At 64.0% G+C, this 18,855-nt stretch carries 15 protein-coding genes; 6 read left to right on the top strand and 9 right to left on the bottom strand.

The window, feature by feature from the left end:
• Nucleotides 1-194 precede the first annotated feature (194 nt).
• On the bottom strand, nucleotides 195-3,515 hold the full coding sequence (locus SH809_13280; protein ID MDZ4700675.1) for a hypothetical protein: 3,321 nt from the start codon (nucleotides 3,513-3,515) through the stop codon (nucleotides 195-197).
• 315 nt (nucleotides 3,516-3,830) lie between these two features.
• On the opposite strand from SH809_13280, the gene ccsA reads away from it, so the two are divergent.
• The 3 genes from ccsA to SH809_13265 all read left to right on the top strand — a co-directional run bounded on the left by ccsA (nucleotide 3,831) and on the right by SH809_13265 (nucleotide 7,813).
• Entirely contained in the window at nucleotides 3,831-6,260 is a 2,430-nt protein-coding gene (gene ccsA / locus SH809_13275; GenBank protein MDZ4700674.1) for a cytochrome c biogenesis protein CcsA, read from the top strand.
• A gap of 204 nt (nucleotides 6,261-6,464) precedes the next feature.
• Nucleotides 6,465-6,830 carry a metalloregulator ArsR/SmtB family transcription factor gene (locus SH809_13270; protein ID MDZ4700673.1) on the top strand — a complete coding sequence of 122 codons (366 nt, stop codon included), beginning with the start codon at nucleotides 6,465-6,467 and terminating at the stop codon, nucleotides 6,828-6,830.
• Nucleotides 6,831-7,039: 209 nt separating this feature from the next.
• On the top strand, nucleotides 7,040-7,813 hold the full coding sequence (locus tag SH809_13265) for a response regulator (GenBank protein ID MDZ4700672.1): 774 nt from the start codon (nucleotides 7,040-7,042) through the stop codon (nucleotides 7,811-7,813).
• A gap of 63 nt (nucleotides 7,814-7,876) precedes the next feature.
• Here SH809_13265 and SH809_13260 read toward each other — a convergent pair whose 3' ends face one another.
• From SH809_13260 to SH809_13240, 5 genes are all read right to left on the bottom strand, one after another.
• Complete coding sequence (locus SH809_13260) at nucleotides 7,877-8,989, bottom strand: metal ABC transporter permease (protein MDZ4700671.1); 1,113 nt, start codon at nucleotides 8,987-8,989, stop codon at nucleotides 7,877-7,879.
• Entirely contained in the window at nucleotides 8,986-10,125 is a 1,140-nt protein-coding gene (locus tag SH809_13255; protein MDZ4700670.1) for an iron chelate uptake ABC transporter family permease subunit, read from the bottom strand. The genes SH809_13260 and SH809_13255 overlap by 4 nt, the downstream gene beginning before the upstream one ends.
• 36 nt (nucleotides 10,126-10,161) lie before the next feature.
• Complete coding sequence (locus SH809_13250; GenBank protein MDZ4700669.1) at nucleotides 10,162-10,926, bottom strand: metal ABC transporter ATP-binding protein; 765 nt, start codon at nucleotides 10,924-10,926, stop codon at nucleotides 10,162-10,164.
• Between the two features lie 21 nt (nucleotides 10,927-10,947).
• Nucleotides 10,948-11,898 (bottom strand): zinc ABC transporter substrate-binding protein, encoded by a 951-nt coding sequence (locus SH809_13245; GenBank protein ID MDZ4700668.1) that lies wholly within the window; start codon nucleotides 11,896-11,898, stop codon nucleotides 10,948-10,950.
• Between the two features lie 157 nt (nucleotides 11,899-12,055).
• The gene (locus tag SH809_13240; GenBank protein ID MDZ4700667.1) at nucleotides 12,056-13,195 is read right to left on the bottom strand and encodes a hypothetical protein; all 1,140 of its coding nucleotides are present in this window, start codon (nucleotides 13,193-13,195) and stop codon (nucleotides 12,056-12,058) included.
• 147 nt (nucleotides 13,196-13,342) lie between these two features.
• Here SH809_13240 and trxA point away from each other — a divergent pair, with 147 nt between their 5' ends.
• A complete protein-coding gene (gene trxA, locus SH809_13235; protein ID MDZ4700666.1) occupies nucleotides 13,343-14,158 on the top strand; it encodes a thioredoxin in 816 nt (271 codons plus the stop codon).
• Nucleotides 14,159-14,161: 3 nt separating this feature from the next.
• Complete coding sequence (locus tag SH809_13230) at nucleotides 14,162-14,824, top strand: DUF599 domain-containing protein (protein ID MDZ4700665.1); 663 nt, start codon at nucleotides 14,162-14,164, stop codon at nucleotides 14,822-14,824.
• 6 nt (nucleotides 14,825-14,830) lie between these two features.
• Here the strand turns inward: SH809_13230 and SH809_13225 are convergent, their stop codons facing one another.
• The 3 genes from SH809_13225 to SH809_13215 all read right to left on the bottom strand — a co-directional run bounded on the left by SH809_13225 (nucleotide 14,831) and on the right by SH809_13215 (nucleotide 17,993).
• Nucleotides 14,831-16,678 carry a pepsin/retropepsin-like aspartic protease family protein gene (locus SH809_13225; GenBank protein MDZ4700664.1) on the bottom strand — a complete coding sequence of 616 codons (1,848 nt, stop codon included), beginning with the start codon at nucleotides 16,676-16,678 and terminating at the stop codon, nucleotides 14,831-14,833.
• 179 nt (nucleotides 16,679-16,857) lie between these two features.
• Nucleotides 16,858-17,673, bottom strand: a complete 816-nt coding sequence (gene arsM / locus SH809_13220; GenBank protein MDZ4700663.1) for an arsenite methyltransferase — start codon at nucleotides 17,671-17,673, stop codon at nucleotides 16,858-16,860.
• Complete coding sequence (locus tag SH809_13215; GenBank protein MDZ4700662.1) at nucleotides 17,664-17,993, bottom strand: metalloregulator ArsR/SmtB family transcription factor; 330 nt, start codon at nucleotides 17,991-17,993, stop codon at nucleotides 17,664-17,666. The genes arsM and SH809_13215 overlap by 10 nt, the downstream gene beginning before the upstream one ends.
• A 142-nt stretch (nucleotides 17,994-18,135) precedes the next feature.
• Here SH809_13215 and SH809_13210 point away from each other — a divergent pair, with 142 nt between their 5' ends.
• On the top strand, nucleotides 18,136-18,720 hold the full coding sequence (locus SH809_13210; GenBank protein MDZ4700661.1) for a gluconate 2-dehydrogenase subunit 3 family protein: 585 nt from the start codon (nucleotides 18,136-18,138) through the stop codon (nucleotides 18,718-18,720).
• The last annotated feature ends 135 nt before the right edge of the window (nucleotides 18,721-18,855 follow it).

The raw sequence follows: 18,855 nt of genomic DNA, 5'->3' as shown, positions 1-18,855 counted from the left end.
AATCTAAACAGTTTCTCAAGGTTTAATGTGGCTTCCCTCAGCCTCTAACCTTGAACGGTCGTCGCAGGCATTCAACGGATTTACCGTGATGATACTTAGGTCACTCCGGCGGAAGGTGTTCAACGCTCGGGGTCTAAGGTTCAAGGGCCATCCTCCTTAAACCCTAAACCCCGAACCCCGAACCTTAAACTCGCCTACTGCCTGTACCAATCGAACTGCATAAAGAAGTCGTGCAGCGCGTCGGCGACTTTGGTGGCGCCCTGTTCGGACGGGTGCTGGTTTTCGCCGTTGGCGCCCTGGAAGTCCGACGTCGCCCAGAAAATCCCGCTGCCGTTGGGGGTCAGGCTGTTCGCCCAGAGGTACGGGCCCCAGCCCATCCACGGGGCGCCGGGGAGTTCGCCGGCTTTCCATTTTTCAATGGCCGTGTTGGTGGCGAAGCCGCCTTCATAGGAGATCGGCTCGCCTCGGGCGGCCTGCTTGTCCTCGATCACGTACCCGCCGTAGATGCGGCTCGTGTTGAAGATGGCCTGGACGCCCGGGAATTCGTCGCCGATCTTCTGGGCCAGCGCGCCGATGTTGTTGACGAGGTCGTAGTAGTCGGCCGCTGGATCGGGCAGGGTGATACCGTCGGCCGTGAACTGGTCGGCGTTTTTCGCCCAGATCACCTTTACCTGGTCGAGGCTGTAGTTCTTTTCGATGTTGTCTTTACACTTCGTCCAGAGCGTCTGCTCGCTGAGCCAGTTTTCGAGGGCGTTGCCGGCGACGGCGCAGTTGACGAACTCGACCTGCGCCGCGATGTCCGGATGCCCCTCGTAGAGCGCGATGAACCGGTCGAACTCCTGCAAGCCGTTGCTCATCGAGATGGCCACGATGACGATCTTGCCGTTGGTGGCGGTCACCGTCGGGATGCCGTTATCTATCAAACCCCCTTTGAGCCCGTAATACGTGTCGTTCGGGCCCATCATATCCAGCGCGATCATCTGGTTGGTCGATCCGCCACCGGTTGTGCTGAAGCTGAATGTCGTGGACCAGTCGCTGCTTGCGCCGGCATTTTCGGACTTGACGCGCCAGTAGTAGGTGGTGGACTCGACGAGGTTATTCACCGTGTAGTTCGTCGCCGCGAGGCCGCTTTGCTGGAACGCGATCGTGCCAAAGCCGGCGGAGGTGGACACCTGTACGTGGTACGTGGCGGCCGATGGCTCGGCCTGCCAGGTCAACGAGACGCTCGCCACGGCAAGTCCGCTCGCCCCATTTGTGGGCGTCGACAGCGTCGGCGGCGTAAGGGATGCGGAGGCCGCCGTGGCGAAGTCGAACGCGGCGGACCAGTCGCTGTACGCCCCGGCATCCCCCGAGCGGACGCGCCAGTAATACGTCGTGGCGTCATTCAGGGCCGGCAGGCCGAGGCTGGTGCCCGCCGCGCCATCCTCATCCACCACCTGGGTGGCGAACGAGGGCTGGGTGGATACCTGGATGTGATACGATGTCGCGCCCGAGGCCGGCGCCCAGCCGAGTGTGATGGCGGCGGCGTCCAGACCGGTAGCGCCGTCGGCCGGCGAGGTCAGATCCGGCGGAAGTAGCGTGGCCGAGCCTTCCGTGGTGAAGGAGAAGGTAGATGACCACGCGCTGTTGGATCCCCCGTCGGAGGCGCGGATGCGCCAGTAGTGCGTGACGCCGGCGCCCAGGTTATCAACCGTGTACGAGGTTTGCGTCAATCCGCCCTGATTAAACAGCAGGGCTGAGAAGGCGTCGTCCGTCGAAACTTGCACGCGGTAAGATGTGGCGCCTTCCACGGCGCCCCACTGGAGGTCGATGTCGCGCGTGGTGCCCGTGGCGCCGTCGGCCGGCGAGGAAAGCATGGGCGGCGTCAGGCCGGTGGTGCTGGCTTCCGTCGTGAAGCTGAAGGCGATCGACCAGGCGCTCAGGACCGTCCCGTCGCTGGCCTGCGCGCGCCAGTGGTAGGTTGTGGCCGGCTCGAGGGTCGGGAGCGCGTACGTCGTCGACGCGAGGTCGGCCGCCTGGATGGCGACGGTCGCGAAGTCAGCAGCGGTCGACACCTGAATGCTGTACGTAGTCGCGCCGTCGACGGCGTTCCATCCGATAGAGGTCCCCTCGAGGGCAACGTTCTCGGCGCCATTCGCCGGCGCGGCGAGTTCGGGCGACGCGAGGGAGACGGCATCTTCCGCTGTCGCGAAGCTGAAAGGCGTCGTCCAGTCGCCGGTATCGCCCCCAACGAGGGCCCGGACGCGCCAGTAGTAGGTGGTGTCGGCGGCGAGGTCGGTGGCCACGAAGGCATTGCTGGCGAGGCCGGCGCTTTCGCGCTCGACGACGTCAAACGTACTTGTGAGCGCTATCTGAAGGTCGTAGGCCGCCGCCGTGATGGCCGTCCAACTCAGGCCCAGGGCATCGGTGGGCAGGTCGACGGAGCCGTTCGAAGGCGTTAGAAGCACCGGTGTCGGGACCGGCGCGAGGTCGGCCTCGGTCGTGAAGTGGAAGATGGCAGACCAGTTGCCCGTCAAGGCGTCGGCGGTGGCGCGGACGCGCCAGTAGTAGGTGGCGTCAAGATCCAGCTCGGTAAGCGTGAACGCCGGCGTGGCCACGCCCTCCACCTGCTGCTCGACGCTGGAGAAGTCGGCCGCTTTGGAGAGCTGGACGGTGTAGGACGATGCCGCGGCGACGGTTTCCCACACCAGCGCGAGGGTAGCCGCGGAGGCGTCGGCCGCGCCGTCGACAGGTGCGGTGAGGATGGGCGCCGGCGGGATGCCGGAGGCGATCGAGGTGAGCGGGAGATCTACCCGGTCCCCCTCGTTGATCTCGCGTTCCTCCACGACGGTCAGGTAGCCGTCGCGTTGGGCCTCGATGCGGACGCCGATGGCGCTCTGTACGGCGCGGGTGGACGGCGCTGCGCCGGCTCGGGCCACGGGGACGCCGCCGCCCTGGAGCCGCGCGGAAGCCGGCATGCCGGCGCCGCCGCCGAGTTTGACGAGCTGGCCGCTGGCCACGCCCCGTTCGCCGGTAAACCGGTAGAGGTAGAGGCCGGCCTGGAGCCCGGTGAGGTCGAGCGCGATCTCATGCTGGCCGGCGGGCAGCGTGGCGTCGATGTCGGGCATCGCGGCGCGCCCAAGCAGGTCGTACAACGCGAAACGGATGTGTTGGGGCGCATTCAGCTGGAAGGGGAGGACCGTGTGATTCGCTACCGGATGCGGGAATGGGACGTCGATCGAAAATCCGTGCAAAAACGCAGCCTCATCTTCCGACCCCGTGCCGGTGCCGACGCGGACGGGTACGGCGAGTTGGGCGCATCCCGTGGCGTCGGTGAAAGCGGTGGCGGACGGCTGGGACTGGTACCGCGCCAGGATGAAGGTCTGTTCGAGCGGGGTGTCGGTCGTCGCGTCGAGGGTGCAAACGGTGAGGGTGACGTCGTCGGACTGTGCGAAGGCGCGCGGCGAGGCCGCGGCGAGTACTACGAACGCGGCGAATAGGGCGAGAGACAGGCGGTGAATCGAGCGGGAGATCATGAAGGGCATCAATCGTGCGTGCGACCGGGTACGGGTCGTAAGGGCTAGGGGAGTAGACATCATGTGACGAGTGAGAGGCGATGGAATCAGGGGAGGGGGGATTCAGGGAGGGTCCGACAAAGGGTGTGCCAAGCGGACCAGCTGCGTTTGGATTGTTAAATGGTGGAGGCGGTGTCCCGTAGGGTCGAGCCGTCTCACCTTGAGCGAAAGACGGCCGGAAGATGAAATTTGTCTCACCGTCTTTCCTCGGAACCCTCTACCCCGCGCAGGCTTCAATCCCCTACTCGATTTTTCTCGCATTACGGATCGACGACCATGCTGGGTATCCTTGGCGAATTGCTGCTCATTCTGTCTTTCCTTGCGTGCGCCGTATCGGGCGTGAGCTATTTCCTGGCCGTGCGCCGGCCGCTACAGGAAGCCGAGTGGCGCTGGCTCGGGCGGGCCTCCTGGCGGGTGGTAACGGTTTCGGTTACCGTCGCCTCGGTTATCCTGTCGTATTTCATTTTTACCCACCAATTTCAGTACGCCTACGTCTGGCAGCAGTCGTCGCGTGATCTGGCGACGCACTTCCTGTTGTCGGCGTTCTGGGCCGGCCAAGAGGGCTCATTTCTGCTGTGGATTGTGTTGATGGCCTATATGGGCGTCGCGTTGATGCGGTACGCCGGCCGTGAGTATGAGCCGGCCGTGATGGCGGTGCTCGCCTTCTGCCAGGTCTTTCTCATTTCGATGGTGGTGGGTCTCAAGTTCGGAACAGTGACGGTGGGGGCGTCGCCTTTCCTCACCATCTATGAGAAATTCCCCAACACGCCGGAAGGGTTTATACCACCGGACGGGAGCGGGCTGAATGATCTATTGCAGAACTACTGGATGGCGATCCATCCGCCGACCCTGTTCGTCGGGTTCACGGCGATGATCGGCCCGTTTGCCTTCGCCATCGCGGCGTTGTGGCTGAGGAAATACACGACGTGGGTAAAGCCGGCGCTGCCCTGGACGATCTTCGCCAACATGATCCTGATGGTAGGGATCGCGATGGGCGGCTACTGGGCGTACGAAACCCTGTCCTTCGGCGGCTACTGGGCGTGGGACCCCGTCGAGAACTCGTCGCTGGTGCCGTGGCTCACCGGGGTCGCCGCGCTGCACATGATGATCGTGCAGAAACGAAGCGGCGCCTCGCACAAGGCGGCGCTGTTCCTGTGTATCCTCTCCTTCATGCTCGTCGTGTATTCGACGTTCCTCACGCGGAGCGGCATCCTGGGCGACGTGTCGGTGCACTCGTTTGTCGACCTCGGGCTGTATCTCCAGCTCGTCATCTGGATTCTGTCGATGGCCGTGGTCGGGTTCGGACTTTTTTTGTATCGCTACAGCGAGCTGCCGAAACCGGTGAAAGAGCCCAACGTGCTCTCGCGGGAGTTCATGATCTTTTCGGGAGCGCTCATCCTGTGTGCCGTGGCGCTGGTAGTGATCCTGGGCACCAGCGCGCCGATACTCGGGCGCCTCTTCCGGGACGCCCCATCGGCCGTGGCGATCGAGTTCTACAACGCATGGACGCTGCCGCTGGCGATCGGCTTCATGTTCCTCGCCGGCCTCGGGCAGTTGTTCTGGTGGAATAAGATGTCGGTCGAGAACGTGAACCAGGTGCTGCTGCGCCCGGTGGTCCTGTCCGTGATCAGCACGATCGCCGTGCTCGTCTTTACCCCGTTTGTGGAGCGGACGACGGCCATCGCCGACGCCGGCGCTGTGGCGGCGAGCGGGCTGCACGAGGCCGGCATCCTGTCCGGCCTGAGCGGGTACTGGCAGGTGTACGGCGGGGGCATTCTGCTGCTGTTACTCGTCTTTGTGTCGTTCTTCGCCCTGTACGGCAACGGCGCGGTACTCTGGCGCATCGGTCGCGGGAATCTGCGTATGGCGGGAGGGGCGATTGCACACATCGGCATGACGGTCATGATTCTCGGGTTCATCGCCTCCAGCAGCTTCGACAACCTGCTCTCCGAACCCGGCCGCGAGAACTTCATCCTGAACCGCGGCGAGACGCGGACGGTGGATGGGTATACGATGACCTACTCGGGCACGGAGGCTAATTCAGAGGGCCGGCCGCAGTATGTGATGGATATCGTCGACGCACGCGGCCGGGCCTTTACGCTCAAGCCGGTGGTCTACAAGAGCAACAAGGACCAGTGGATCCAGCACCCGGACGTGAAGATGTTCTACGAGCGGGACCTTTTCCTCGCGGTGTCGCCGAACCTCATGTTCGAAACACCCGAGCAGAGCCAGGCCGCCGGCGGCGCCCTGACCCTCCAGCGAGGTGAGAGCCGCACGCTTGGCAACGAAGACTATCAGCTGACGTTCAGGACGTTCGATACCGACATCGATTCGGACCTCGTGCCGGACTCCACGGCCATCGCGGTGGCGGCCGTCCTCGATATGACCAACTTAAAGACCAACGAGACGCACGAACTGCGCCCCATCTACATTGTGATGGAAGACGGCCGGCAGCAGTACATCCAGAACCGGATGAACGATTGGGGCGTCGCCGTCACCTTCTCGGGCATGAATGTCGATAATGGCAGCGCCAACCTCGTCGTCGAAGGCGTAGGCGTCGCCACGGAGGACTGGGTAGTGATACAGGCACATGAAAAGCCGTTTATAAATCTCGTTTGGCTGGGGCTCTTTATACTCACGGGCGGCTTTGCCGTCGCGATGGTCCGCCGCATCCAGGATCAGCGAACGACCCTCACGCCCGCCTAAAGTAAGTAGACGTCACGTTCAAGGCTCCGGACACAGGGAAATTTCCCCCTGCGCCCGGAGCCTTGTGCGTTTCACCCTGTCGCTTATTTAACGGAGCCGCTTTACCTCTAAAACGTGCCCGCCGATACAAAACCCAGGTTCACATTAACGCTGGGTTCAAGTATGAGCGAGTACAAAAACGGAACATCTCACGAGGGATCTGGCATGGCGCCCTGGCAAATAGCGGCGCTGGAGCAGAACCTCCGCAAAAACAAGCAGCTGGACATGCTCACGAAAGTGATGAATGCGGCGGGAAATCCCACGCGCATGTCCATCCTCTACCTGCTGTGGAGAAACGGCGAGGTACGCGTCAACGATCTGGCCAATATACTGCGCCTGACCTCGCCGGCGATTTCGCAGCAGCTCAAAAAACTACGCAGTCAGTCGCTCGTGGACTATCGTCGCGATGCGCAGACCGTGTATTACCGGCTCAATCTGGAGTCCGCCTTTGTCCAGCACTTCCTGACCCGATTCTTCGAGCAGGAGATGCTGTACCGCGAACTGACGCCGCCCGAAGCCGCCGGCAAGTAGGCAATAACGCGTCGTTTAGCAGGACCCAGCCGAGACGCGCTTTACATACATGACCCATGAAACGTCCGGGCGGCGCCGCTCGGACGTTTTCATTTTGGCGGGGCGAGCCGCCTTCATGCCGCTCAAGTTTTCCGGAGAAGCGCCGATACCCGTCACAGTATCCTCATAGATGTACGCCGACCCCTCTATCCCCCTTTCCGGTCAACCCGATGCTTATCCTTCTCGCCGAAGACAATCCCGTCAATCAGAAAGTGGCGCTGCGCATGCTCAGCCGCATGGGTCACGAGGCCGATGTGGCGCAGAATGGACGAGAGGCCATCGAGGCGCTTGAAAAAAAGCCGTACGACGTAATCCTGATGGATATGCAGATGCCGGAGATGGATGGGCTGGAGGCCTCGCGTCTCATCGTGGAGGTGTACCCGGAGGAACTGCGACCCTTTATCATCGCGCTAACGGCCAATGCCATGCAGGGCGATAGGGAGCGGTGCATCGCCGCCGGCATGAACGACTATATCAGCAAGCCTATCCGCATCGAGGATCTCAAGGAGGCTTTCGCCCGCGTACCGGTCCGCGAAATGGGAAACGGCACGTCGGCTAACTCGGATCCGGAGGCCGCAAACGCCGCCATCGACCACGCCGTGCTGCAAGAATTGCTGGAGATGCTCGGCAACGACTTTTCGTTCGCCTCGGGCCTGATCGGCGATTTCCTGGTGGATGGGGATGAACTGGTGAATAACGTCCGCGCCTCGCTGGAAACGGGCGATGTCGAAGAGTTTATGAGGGCGTCGCATACGCTGAAATCAAGCGCCGCTACCTTTGGCGCCATGACGACTTCGCGTCTCTGCAAGGAAATCGAGGAGATGGGCCAGCAAGGCAACCTCGGCGAAATCGCGGCCGATAAAACGACCGCCCTGGAAGAAGCCTACCGGCAGGCGCGCCAGGAACTCGAACGCTTCGTCACGACGATGCCGGTTGAACGGTAACGCGCTAAACGATTGTGCGTTGAACGTTGCTGGCTCAAGGCAATCCCCTGCCAACCTGCAACCTTACACCTCCAACACCGCCTGTTGCGCAAAGCGCTGACCTGCGGGCGTAAGCCCGAGCAAATCGCCGGCTTGATGGATCAAGCCGGCGTTTCGCGTATACCGCACCACGCGGCGGGCGTAATCGGGCTCCCAGTTGAGGTGTTCTTCCAGGTGTCCTACGCGGCATTCCTGCAGCGCCTCCGGGGTACCCTCGTGGTGGGCGAGGTGGATGGTGAGCATCTTGGCCGCGAACTCGAGCCGCTGCCGACGCCGGCGCGTCGCGAGCGCCACGAGTCCGCGGTGCGGGGCGAACAATAAGCCGGCGAGGAACGTGACGCCCGCCATGGTGGCCATCGACCCCGCGATGGACGTGTCGAACGCATTCGCCAGCCAGTAGCCCGCCACGGCGTCGATGCAGGCGACGCTCAGGCTGATGGCGATCATTCGGGAGAGGCGATCGGTCAGCAAAAAGGCGGTCGCCGGCGGGGCGATCATCAACGCCACCACCAGGATCGAACCGACGGCGTCGAAGGCGCCCACGGCCGTGATCGACACGATCCCCATCAGGACGTAATGCAGCAGCGCCGGCGCGAAGCCCAGGCTCGCGGCCAGGCCGGGGTCGAAGGTGGCCAGCTTCAGCTCTTTGTAGAACAGCGCTACGAAGGCGACGCTGATGGCGAGGATGGTGGACATCACCCACAGCGCCCGGGGACCGAGGTCGTAGCCGGCATAGGTCAACCGGTCGAACGGCGCAAACGCCAGCTCCCCGAGCAACACGGCATCGGTGTCCAGGTGCACGCTGCCGGCGTACCGGGCGATAAGGATCACGCCGATGCTAAACATCACGGGAAAAACGAGCCCTATCGCGGTGTCTTCGTGCACCAGACGGGTCCGGTGGATAGCCTCCACGAGTGCGACGGTGAGGATCCCCATCCCCGCGGCGGCGACGATGAGGAGGGGATGGTTGAGGTCTCCGGTGATAAAAAACGCCACGACGATGCCGGGCAGGATGGCGTGACTGATCGCGTCGCTCATCATGGCCATCCGTCGCAATACGAGGAAGACACCGGGCAAGGCGCAGGCCGCCGCCACGACGACGGCGATGAGCTGGATTTCGAGCTGGGCGGCGCTCATGTTTCGTCCTCGGCGTCCTGTGGTGTCGCGGAAAGGCGCAGCAGCGCCGAGCGGGCGTGGGCGACCCCTTCGGCCGTGAGCGCCCAGCTGTTGGCGTCTACCTGTCGTGCCCATCCACGCTCTGCGAGCCGGTGGAGGCTCTCCCGGGTGTTGGCCGATAGCGCGTTCATGACGTTGAGTACCCCCTCGTCGTGGGGGTAGGACGACCGGTCGTGCTGGGCCGCGAGCGCGTAGAGATCGAGGAGGACGGCCTCCAGGCTCAGCCGGTGGGCATTCTGTCGGCTCCGCATCCAGCGCCAGGCAATGCCCCTTCGCGGCGCGAAAAAGAGTGAAACGGTCATCATGGCTCCCATGCAAAGCACGATCGTCGGGCCCGTCGGCACCCGGGCGCCGGTGCTGCTGATGATGGCTCCGATGAGGCCGGCCGCCGCGCCGAAGAGCGCGCTGAGCGTCACCATCATCCCGAGGCGGTCCGTCCACTGCCGCGCGGCCGCCGCCGGCGCGATCACCATCGCACTCATCAACACCACCCCCACCGTCTGCAGCCCGATCACGATGGCCACCACCAACAAGCTGGTCAGCAGGATATCGAATCCGCGCATCGGCAGTCCGATGGTTTTTCCAAACTCGGGGTCGAACGACAGCAACTGAAACGGCTTCCAGTACAGCAGCAGGAGCGTCAGTGCCCCAAGCCCCAGCCCGGCCATGAGGTATACGTCTTCGACCAGCAGCGCCGCCGCCTGGCCGAATAAAAACGCGCTCAGGCCGGCCTGCTGGGCGTTTGGCATCTGCTGGATCACCGTCAACAGTACGAGGCCGAAGCCAAAAAAAACGGAGAGGACGATGCCCAGGGCGCTGTCGTACGGGATGCGGGTCGTCTGCGTTACCACGAGTACAAACAGTGTGGCCGCCAGCCCGGCCGCGAGCGCGCCCATCATGAGCACGGCCGGCACCTTGGCGCCGGTGATCAAAAAACCGATGGCGATGCCGGGCAACGCGGCGTGTGAAATCGCATCGCCGAGCAGGCTCTGCCGGCGCAACACGGCGAACGTACCCAGCGCGCCGCTGACGAGCCCGAGAATGGACGCGCCAAGCGCTACCGTACGAAGGGTATAGTCGCTGAAAAGGTCCATCATGGCATCGGATCAGCCGTCGTTCCGGTTGGAAAACGGTCAGGCGTCAAGGGCGGCCTTGCCGCGGGCGAAGTTCACGAACCCGACCCGCCCGCCGTAGGTCAGACGCAGGTTTTCCTCGGTGAAGACGGACTCGACCGGCCCGCTGGCGATACACCGAATGTTGAGGAGCATGACGTGGTCGAAGTAATCCGCCACGGTCTGCAAGTCGTGGTGGACCACCAGTACGGTTTTCCCCCGGGCGCGCAGTCCGTGCATGAGGGACACGATGGCGCGCTCCGTGGTCGCGTCGACGCCCTGAAAGGGTTCGTCCATCAGGTAGAGATCGGCATCCTGCACAAGGGCGCGCGCGAGGAACACGCGTTGTTGCTGCCCTCCGGAGAGCTGGCTGATCTGCCGGCTTGCGAAGGCTTCCATCCCCACCTGTTCCAACGCCGTGGTCGCCTTCTGGCGGTCGGCCCGGCCCGGACGGCGGATCCATCCCATCTTCCCATACAGCCCCATCAGCACTACGTCCAGCACGCTCGCGGGGAAGTCCCAGTCGACGCTCCCGCGCTGAGGCACGTAGGCCACGCGGTCCCGTTGCCGGGCGTACGGTTTGTCGAACACGAGTACCTGGCCGGCTGCGGTGGGCAGGAGGCCGAGGACGGCCTTGATGAGGGTGGTTTTACCAGCGCCGTTCGGCCCGACGATGGCCACGAGGACGCCGGAGGGAACGGTAAGGTCGATGTCCCACAATACGGGTTTATCCCGGTAAGCCACCGTGAGGTCGCGCACGGAGAGGGCAGGGACGCGGTCTTCCATACCAGAAAAGGCAAGGGGTGATTACAATGCCGCCGGCTTCAGGGCGCCGGCGACGGTATCGATGTTGTAGCGGACCGTCCCCGCATACGTTCCTTCGGGCCCATCGGGGTCGCCCAGCGCGTCCGAGTAGAGATAGCCACCGATGGCGACGTCGAAGCCGCGGGACGCCACGGCCGCTTTAACGGCTTCGATGCCGCGTGGGGAAACGGACGACTCGATGAACACCGCCGGGACCTGCCGCGAGGCGACGAGCTCAGCCAGCGCCTGAACGTCTGCCGTGCCGGCTTCGGCGGCGGTGCTGAGGCCCTGGAGCCCGTGCACTTCGAAGCCGTACGCCCGACCAAAATAGCCGAAGGCATCATGCGAAGTAATCAAGACGCGTTGCTCCGCCGGCACGGCGGACGCCAGACTTTCCACGTACGCGTGTAACGCCTCCAATTCGGCTCGATAGACGTCCCAGCGGGCGGTGTAGGTGGCGGCGTGGGTGGGATCGAGGGCGCCGTAGACATAGGCGAGGTGATCGCCCACGCGGATCCACAGGCGGACGTCGAACCACACGTGGGGGTCGAAATTGCCGGCAAACGCCGGCGTGGCGATCCGCAACGAGTCCGGAATTGCCCCCTCGGCCAGCGCCGCCGTACGGATCGAGCGGCCTTGCATCTGCTCGAATACTTCGGTCATTTTGCCCTCGAGGTGGAGGCCGTTGTACAGGATGAGGTCGGCCTCGGCCATGCGCCGGACGTCGCCCTCGCTGGCTTTATAGAGATGCGGATCCACGCCAGGGCCCATCAACCCCTCCACCTGCACCCGGTCGCCCCCAACGATGCGCGCCAGATCGGCGATCATGCTGGTCGTGGCCACCACGCGGACCGGCCGCGACGCCAGATCGGCTGGGTTATCGGAAGGGGCCGGCCGGCAGCCGGCGAGCGCAAGCAGCGTAAGGACACCGAGGGAAACGAAACGCACACGCATGGATGTCGAGAAAAGGTGATTCTTTCCTCTCTCTCTAGTCCAAATTCAAGATTTAGTTTCAGCTAAAAAATAAGTTCGGTAGAAATAGTTGTGGTTGGCAGGTAACAGGTTGGCAAGTTGGTTTAAGGATCTTTTGAACCTGCCAACCTGCAACCACTCATTCCACCCACTCCGCGACAAACACATTGGTGTCTCGGGATGGCTCGGCGGCGAGGGTGCGATTGGAGGAGAAGGCGAGGTACTTCCCATCGGGCGAGAACATCGGGAAGGCGTCGAACGAGCCCGAGTGCGTGATCTGGGTGAGGTTCGAGCCATCGACGCCGATCATAAAAATGTCGAACAGCCGGCCGCCCTGCGTGTCGTGGTGGTTGGTGGTGAACAGGATCCGCTGGCCATCCGGGTGGAAGAAGGGCGCCCAGTTGGCGCCGGGGAGGTCGGTGACCTGGCGGGCGTTGCCGCCGTCGAGATCCGCCACGAAGATATTGAGCGCTTTGGGTTCCACGAAGCCGTCGGCGAGGAGGGCCTGGTAGGTGCTGGCCTCGTCACCTTCGGGCCGGCTGGCGCGCCAGACGATCTGGGTTCCATCCGGCGAGAAGAAGGCGCCACCGTCGTAGCCGAGGGCAGCGGTGATCTGGATCGTTTCTTCCGTCGCGAATTCGTAGCGCCAGAGGTCGAGGTCGCCGGAGCGGGTGGAGGTAAAGATCATGAACCGGCCATCGGGGGATACCGTGGCCTCGGCGTCGTAGCCGTCGCCGCCGATGAGGAGTGCGGTATTCGCCCCGTCCGCATCCGCGATGTAGATGTCGTACGTGGGGTAGATCGCCCATACGTAGCGGCCCTGAGCGAAGGCGACGGGCGCCGGGCAGGCGGGGTCGGCGGCGTGGGTCGAGGCGTAGAGGACGCGGCCCTCGGGGGTGAAGTAGCTGCACGTGGTGCGGCCTTTACCGGTGGAGGCGAGGCGGTAGGGCGAGCCGTCGGCGTGAGGGGTGCCGTCGATATTCACCACAAAAATCTGATCGCACCCCTGGGCGTTGATGCCGCTGAAGTCGCTCTGGAAGGTGAGCTGCCTGCTATCGTAGCTCCAGTACGCCTCGGCATTGTTGCCGCCGAATGTGAGCTGGCGAACGTTACGGAGGTGCGTCTCACCCGGGAAACGGAGCGAATCCGCGGCACTGTCGTAGACCGCGACCGGTGCGGTGGTTTCGGAGGCGGTCTCCGGCGTCGTGCAGGCGGAGGCGAAAACGAGCAGCGCGATACCGGCCGTCAGGAATCCTATGTGCCGATGAGTCGGTTGCATGAGCATGATGATACGCAGGGGTCTGATTCGATGTGGGGTTACGGTGTTGGCAAGCATGAAAACGAGAAAGCGCCTGGAGGTTTCAGCCGGCCGGGCGGATTCGCCATTTTATAGAGGAGGGCGGTCCGGTATGGACCGATTGACGATATGACCTACGATGTGACCGATTTTCAGGCGGAGGTGATCGACGCCAGTTTTGAGCAGCCGGTGGTGGTCGACTTCTGGGCGCCCTGGTGCGGGCCCTGCCGGGTGCTCGGGCCGGTGCTCGAGCGGCTCGCCGGCGAAGCGGCCGGCCGCTGGAAGCTCGCGAAAGTGAATACGGACGAGCAGCCGGAGCTCTCGATGCAGTTTGGCATCCGCGGCATCCCGGCCGTCAAGATGATCGCCAACGGCCAGGTGGTGGACGAGTTCGTCGGCGCCAAACCCGAGCACGAAGTGCGCCGCTGGCTCGATGAGGCCATCTCGTCGCCCGACCGCCTGGATGTCGCCCTCGCGCGGCAGTGGCTCCAGGCCGGCGAGGCGTCGCGCGCCGAAGAAGTCCTCGATGCGCTACTCGAACAACAGCCGGACCACGCGGAGGCCCGCTTCCTCCTGGCGCAACTCGTCGCCGCGCGCGACCTCGCGCAGGCCGCCGAACTCCTCGAAGGCGTGGAGCCGCCGGACGCTGCCGGCCTCCAGTTCAAGGAGGGCATCGCCGCCCTTGCTTCCACCAGCGAGCTGGCCGCCGACCCCGCCGCATTACCCGATGGTCCCGCACGCACCGAGTATGCTGATGCCGCCACTGCCCTTGTGGCCGGCGACCTCGACACGGCCCTCGGCCGCTTCATCGCGGTCATCATGCGGGATCGTTATTACCTCGACGACGCCTCGCGCAAGGCCTGCCTCGCCCTCTTCGCGGTGCTTGGGCCTCACCACCCCCTCACCCAAAAACACCGCCGGATGTTCGAAATGGCGCTATATTAAATCGTGAGCGATCACATCCAGGATATCGTCGGCATTACGGTCAGCATCCTGCTGCTGGCGGCCTATTTCATTTCATCGACGATCCGCGGCCGGCGCCATCCGGGGCGGACGATGCAGAACGCGAACCAGGTCATCCGGGCGCTGTGGGTGCGGCACATCCTGGAGGACACGGCCTCCCGCTCGCTGCTGGCGATCCAGACGCTGCGAAACTCGACGATGGCGGCGACGTTTTTCGCCACGACCGCGGTGCTGCTGATGATCGGCACACTCAACCTGTCGGGCCAGGCAGATCGCTTCATGCCGGCGCTTGAGCAGACGGGGCTCCTCACGCCCTCCCACACGGGTCTGTGGTTGGTGAAGGTGCTGTTGCTCACGGGCAATCTATTCGTGGCGTTTTTTGCGTTCGCCATGTCCGTCCGCCTCTTCAACCATGTCGGCTACCAGTTGAGCGTGCCGGCCGAGATGCGATCCGGACTGATCGACGAAGAGGCCATCGTCCGCTACATGGTCCGGGCCGGGGGCTATTACTCCTTCGGGATGCGTGCCTACTTCGTCGCCGTGCCGCTCACCTTCTGGCTGTTCGGGCCCATGTTTTTGCTGGCGTCGACGGTCGTGGTGGTCGGGGTGTTGTATATCATGGATCGGGTGCCCCACGCGCACGATTGATTCCAGTCACCGGATAAATGCGATCCGCTCGTTGCGGTAATCGAACACGACCGTAAAATTATTCAGGAAACCCCGGCCGATGATGCCGTCGTAGCTGCCGGCGCTGTTGAAGGTGCCGGGGATCTTCACGTGGAAGAGGGGATCGCGGAAGCGATAGCCGGCGAACTGCACGGTAGAAAGCCGGGATCGGTACTCGAAGGTGTCGCCGTAAAACGTCTCCGTCGGGGTGAGCTCCAGCGATCGGTTGTCCAGCAGTCGGTGCCGTGCGGCGAACGCGCTTCGGAAGCTAATCCGGGCAGACTTCCCGGTGTCCACTACGAACCGCCCGGCATAGTCGGCATCGACCCGCGCCTCGATGGACGGGCGGGCTTCGACGGACATCGGCGCCCAGTCGCCACCGGCCGGCAGCCGGTACGCGGCCGGGTCGTGCAGCGCGATCCGGTCGTTCGGATACTCGATGGCCACTACGGCGCTCTGGAAGAGCGGGAAACCCAGGATGCCGGCGCGGTCGCGGCCCTCCGGACCGGTGAGCTCGGTGAGATCCCGCGCGATAAACACAGGATTCACGAGGGTGAGACGGCCCAGACGAAGGAGTTTCCCCTGGCGTAGCGTCACGCCCGCACCCAGGTCGCGAATGACCGGCATCCCGATCCGGTCGGCGATCTCTCGGTCGATCACCAGATCGCTCGCGCCGCTGTCCACCAGAAACCAGCCGGCCGTGTAGCCGTCAATCTGGGGGAGGACGAAGTGATGGCCTTTCTGGCCCTTGCCGGTTTCGACATCGACATACGCCGGCCCTTGCGCCGCAAACGAGGCCCTGGGTCGGATCCCCGGGTTTTCGAACGCGCCCCCGCCCGTTGCGGCCGCGGGCTCACTCAGGCGAGAGGTCGTCTGCCGGCCATACTGCATGATCGCCCAGCCGTCAGGAAACGAGTGGAAGTCGCCGGCGTCTCGGTGACCGTCAAAGGTCAGTTCGATCACGCCCTGCTCGTCTTCCATGACCGCCCTAAGAGGCGCGTGCGTAGCCCCATCCACCCACACCCGCGCGCCCACCCGGCCACGCAACGGACGCAGGAACAGCGCGACATCCCCGGTGGCCTCGTCGATGCCTTCCACCTCGACGTCGATTTCGACCCCATCGGACTGCCAGGCGCCGCTGCGCAGCAGGGCCAGCATACGAAGCCGATCGGATTCGGGCGGCGCCACGAATTCGCTGAGTCCGTCCGGCCGCATCCGCCAGTACCGGGCGCCGTCGAATCCCTCCTGAGGGGCGTCGGTCGCGGCGTCGCGGAGCAGGTAGCGGCCATCGGCGAGGTACATATGCCGGACACCCATACGCCCTTTGCCGGGCTCGATCCGATCCAGCCATTCGGTGAACTGAATCCCTCCCGGTGGAAGCGATCGGGCGCGCAGCCGCTCGACCAGCAGTGCCGGCGGGTTGGCGTCTATACGGTCCGCCTCCCAGGTTCCGCGGACCACCACCCGGTTGCCCAGCGAGACGCCGAGTAGGCGATTGGGCACGAGCGCTTCCACCCGGCCGGCCATACGCGCGCCGTCGATGACCCCTTCGAATCGGTACTCCGTTTCCAGCCAGGTGAGGCTGAACGTCACACGACCGCCGGCCGTGGACGCCTGGCGCAGCGGCATGGGTGGTAGGCCCTGTTCGCCGGGGAGCGACAGTTCGGCCGGCATGCCTGCGGCGGCCGGGGACAACAGAAAAAGATGGGTGGATGCGGGGAAAACAATCTGGCCGGCCCACGGACCGTCTTCTTCTCCAAATGCTCTGGACGCCGGATCCGCACGGCCCATCCCAGTCAGGAGGACGGCCAGGAGGATCCCGATGACACCGACCATGGGCGCCCGGGCCGACGTAGAGACGCTCCGGTGGAGCGTCTGCTGATCCTGACCCTGACTTTTATTGGGTGGATGCCGGAAAAACGGAAACCACGCAGAGACGCCCCATCGGGGCGTCTCTACGTAGGTCCCTTGCGTGCGCTCGGGATGGCGACTGGTTGTTTGGTTACGAAACACCCTTAATCCGTAATCGTGCGTTTGCCCGTCACCGTGATGCTAACGATCGAGCCGCCGCCGGCGTGGAAGGCCTCTACATCGGCCCGGGGGGCGGACCGGAGTAGGTCGTCCGGTACGGCGATCGGCCGCTCTTCGAGGACGGTCACATCCACAAATCCCTGCGCGCGTAAGAGATCGAGATAGACGTCCATCTCCTGCGCGCCGGCCACGCAGCCGGCGTAGGCTTCAGCGGATTGACGAATGGAAGCCGGCAGCGTTCCCCGGACGACGATGTCGGATACGCAGAAGTGGCCGCCGGGCCGCGTCACGCGATACATCTCGGCGAAGGCCTCGGCTTTGTCGGGCACCAGGTTGAGGACGCAGTTGCTGATCACGACATCCACCGAGGCGTCCTTCACGGGCAACGCCTCGATCTCGCCCAGTAAAAATCGCACATTCCGGTAGCCGAGTTTTTCCGCATTGGCGCGGGCGCGGGCCACCATCTCGGGCGTCATGTCGACCCCGACCACCGTGCCTTCGTCGCCGACGATCGAGCGGGCGATAAAGGCGTCGATGCCGGCGCCGGAGCCGAGGTCCAGCACCGTGTCGCCCGGCCGGATATCGGCCAGATGCGTTGGGACGCCGCAGCCGAGCTTGAGGTCGGCCACGGGTTCATAACCGGCGACGTCTTCGTAGGAGTCGCCGACAAACGACACTACCTCCGTCGTGCCGCACCCGCAGCCGCAGCCCTTGGCCCCGGTGCTGGTGACGATGCCGGCGTAGGTGGCGCGCACATGGGCGCGGAGTTCTTCGGGGGATTGGGTTTCGCTTAACAACATGAGGATGCCTGGTCTAGATGATCGAACAAGGCGCCCAGCGCTTCGCGGGCGCGTTGGAGTGATTCGGTATTCAGACAGTAACACGACCGCGGCCCGTCGATCGTACCGTGGACGAAGCCCGCTTCCTTCAGCGCCTTGAGGTGCTGGGATACGGTCGCCTGGGCAAGTGGCAAGACGTCGACAATCTCACCGCAGATGCAGGACTTCCGCTCCGCCAGGACCTTCAGCACCGCCACGCGGGCCGGGTGCGCCAGCGCCTTCGCCCATTCGGCCAGCTGGATGTCGCCGGCTGGAAACTGATCGCTTTTTGAGTGTGCCATGGTCGCGTGTTTTAATCGTTAATCGTAGATATACGATAATAGTTTCCGTCTTTGGAAAAGGATCGAAAAAAAAGTGGCGGATTGGGGCGGGGGGCGTTAGTTTGTGGGCTCCCCCATCGACACTTCAACCCGACCATCGACCATGATCGACCGGAGAGCAGCGATCCAACGCATCACCGCCGTGCTCGGCTTCACCCTGTCCGGGCCGACGCTGGCCGGCCTGCTGAGCGGCTGCCAGCCCCCGGGCCCGGGCGCCGGCCTACGCACCCTCGCGGCCGCGCAGAAATCCCTTCTCGATGTGCTCACCGAGCACATCCTGCCCCGGACCGACACTCCGGGCGCCAATGCCGCCGGCGTGACGGAGTTCATCGATATGATGATGACGGACTTCTACGCCGAGGCGGATCGGGGGCGCTTCTTCGATGGGCTGGCCTCGCTGGACGCCGAGGATTTCCTGCGTAAAACCGCCAGCGAGCAGTTCGCTCGGCTCGATGCGCTGGACGCCGAGGCCTTCCCCGACCTCGCCGTGATGAGCGAGGCCGACCGTACGGCCTTCCAGACGCGCCGCGCCGCCGAAGGCCGGCCGTTCATTGCGACGCTGAAGGAACTGACGCTCGCCGGCTACTACACCTCCGAAATCGGCGCCACGCAGGAGCTCCGCGTCAACCCGATGGGGAGTTTCCGGGGCGATATTTCGGTGTCGGAGGTCGAGCGTGCCTGGGCGTAAAATGATTACACATGGCACATTAAATATTACACGGCCCCGTAGGTCGGGTTAGGCCGAAGGCCGTAACCCGACACCCGTTAAGGGATGGCAGTCCGTAGGTCGGGTTAGGCCGAAGGCCGTAACCCGACACCCGTT

Source organism: Rhodothermales bacterium (assembly GCA_034439735.1).
Lineage (GTDB): Bacteria > Bacteroidota > Rhodothermia > Rhodothermales > JAHQVL01 > JAWKNW01.
The sequence above is the reverse complement of the archived record's forward strand: the minus strand, read 5'-3'. Positions and strand labels throughout refer to the sequence as shown.

What these genes read in the sequence shown, in the direction of transcription:
- SH809_13280 (MDZ4700675.1), bottom strand. Translation starts at nt 3,515, where the DNA reads ATGATCTCCCGCTCGATTCACCGCCTGTCTCTCGCCCTATTCGCCGCG.
- ccsA (MDZ4700674.1), top strand. Translation starts at nt 3,831, where the DNA reads ATGCTGGGTATCCTTGGCGAATTGCTGCTCATTCTGTCTTTCCTTGCG.
- SH809_13270 (MDZ4700673.1), top strand. Translation starts at nt 6,465, where the DNA reads ATGGCGCCCTGGCAAATAGCGGCGCTGGAGCAGAACCTCCGCAAAAAC.
- SH809_13265 (MDZ4700672.1), top strand. Translation starts at nt 7,040, where the DNA reads ATGCTTATCCTTCTCGCCGAAGACAATCCCGTCAATCAGAAAGTGGCG.
- SH809_13260 (MDZ4700671.1), bottom strand. Translation starts at nt 8,989, where the DNA reads ATGAGCGCCGCCCAGCTCGAAATCCAGCTCATCGCCGTCGTCGTGGCG.
- SH809_13255 (MDZ4700670.1), bottom strand. Translation starts at nt 10,125, where the DNA reads ATGATGGACCTTTTCAGCGACTATACCCTTCGTACGGTAGCGCTTGGC.
- SH809_13250 (MDZ4700669.1), bottom strand. Translation starts at nt 10,926, where the DNA reads ATGGAAGACCGCGTCCCTGCCCTCTCCGTGCGCGACCTCACGGTGGCT.
- SH809_13245 (MDZ4700668.1), bottom strand. Translation starts at nt 11,898, where the DNA reads ATGCGTGTGCGTTTCGTTTCCCTCGGTGTCCTTACGCTGCTTGCGCTC.
- SH809_13240 (MDZ4700667.1), bottom strand. Translation starts at nt 13,195, where the DNA reads ATGCAACCGACTCATCGGCACATAGGATTCCTGACGGCCGGTATCGCG.
- trxA (MDZ4700666.1), top strand. Translation starts at nt 13,343, where the DNA reads ATGACCTACGATGTGACCGATTTTCAGGCGGAGGTGATCGACGCCAGT.
- SH809_13225 (MDZ4700664.1), bottom strand. Translation starts at nt 16,678, where the DNA reads ATGGTCGGTGTCATCGGGATCCTCCTGGCCGTCCTCCTGACTGGGATG.
- arsM (MDZ4700663.1), bottom strand. Translation starts at nt 17,673, where the DNA reads ATGTTGTTAAGCGAAACCCAATCCCCCGAAGAACTCCGCGCCCATGTG.
- SH809_13215 (MDZ4700662.1), bottom strand. Translation starts at nt 17,993, where the DNA reads ATGGCACACTCAAAAAGCGATCAGTTTCCAGCCGGCGACATCCAGCTG.
- SH809_13210 (MDZ4700661.1), top strand. Translation starts at nt 18,136, where the DNA reads ATGATCGACCGGAGAGCAGCGATCCAACGCATCACCGCCGTGCTCGGC.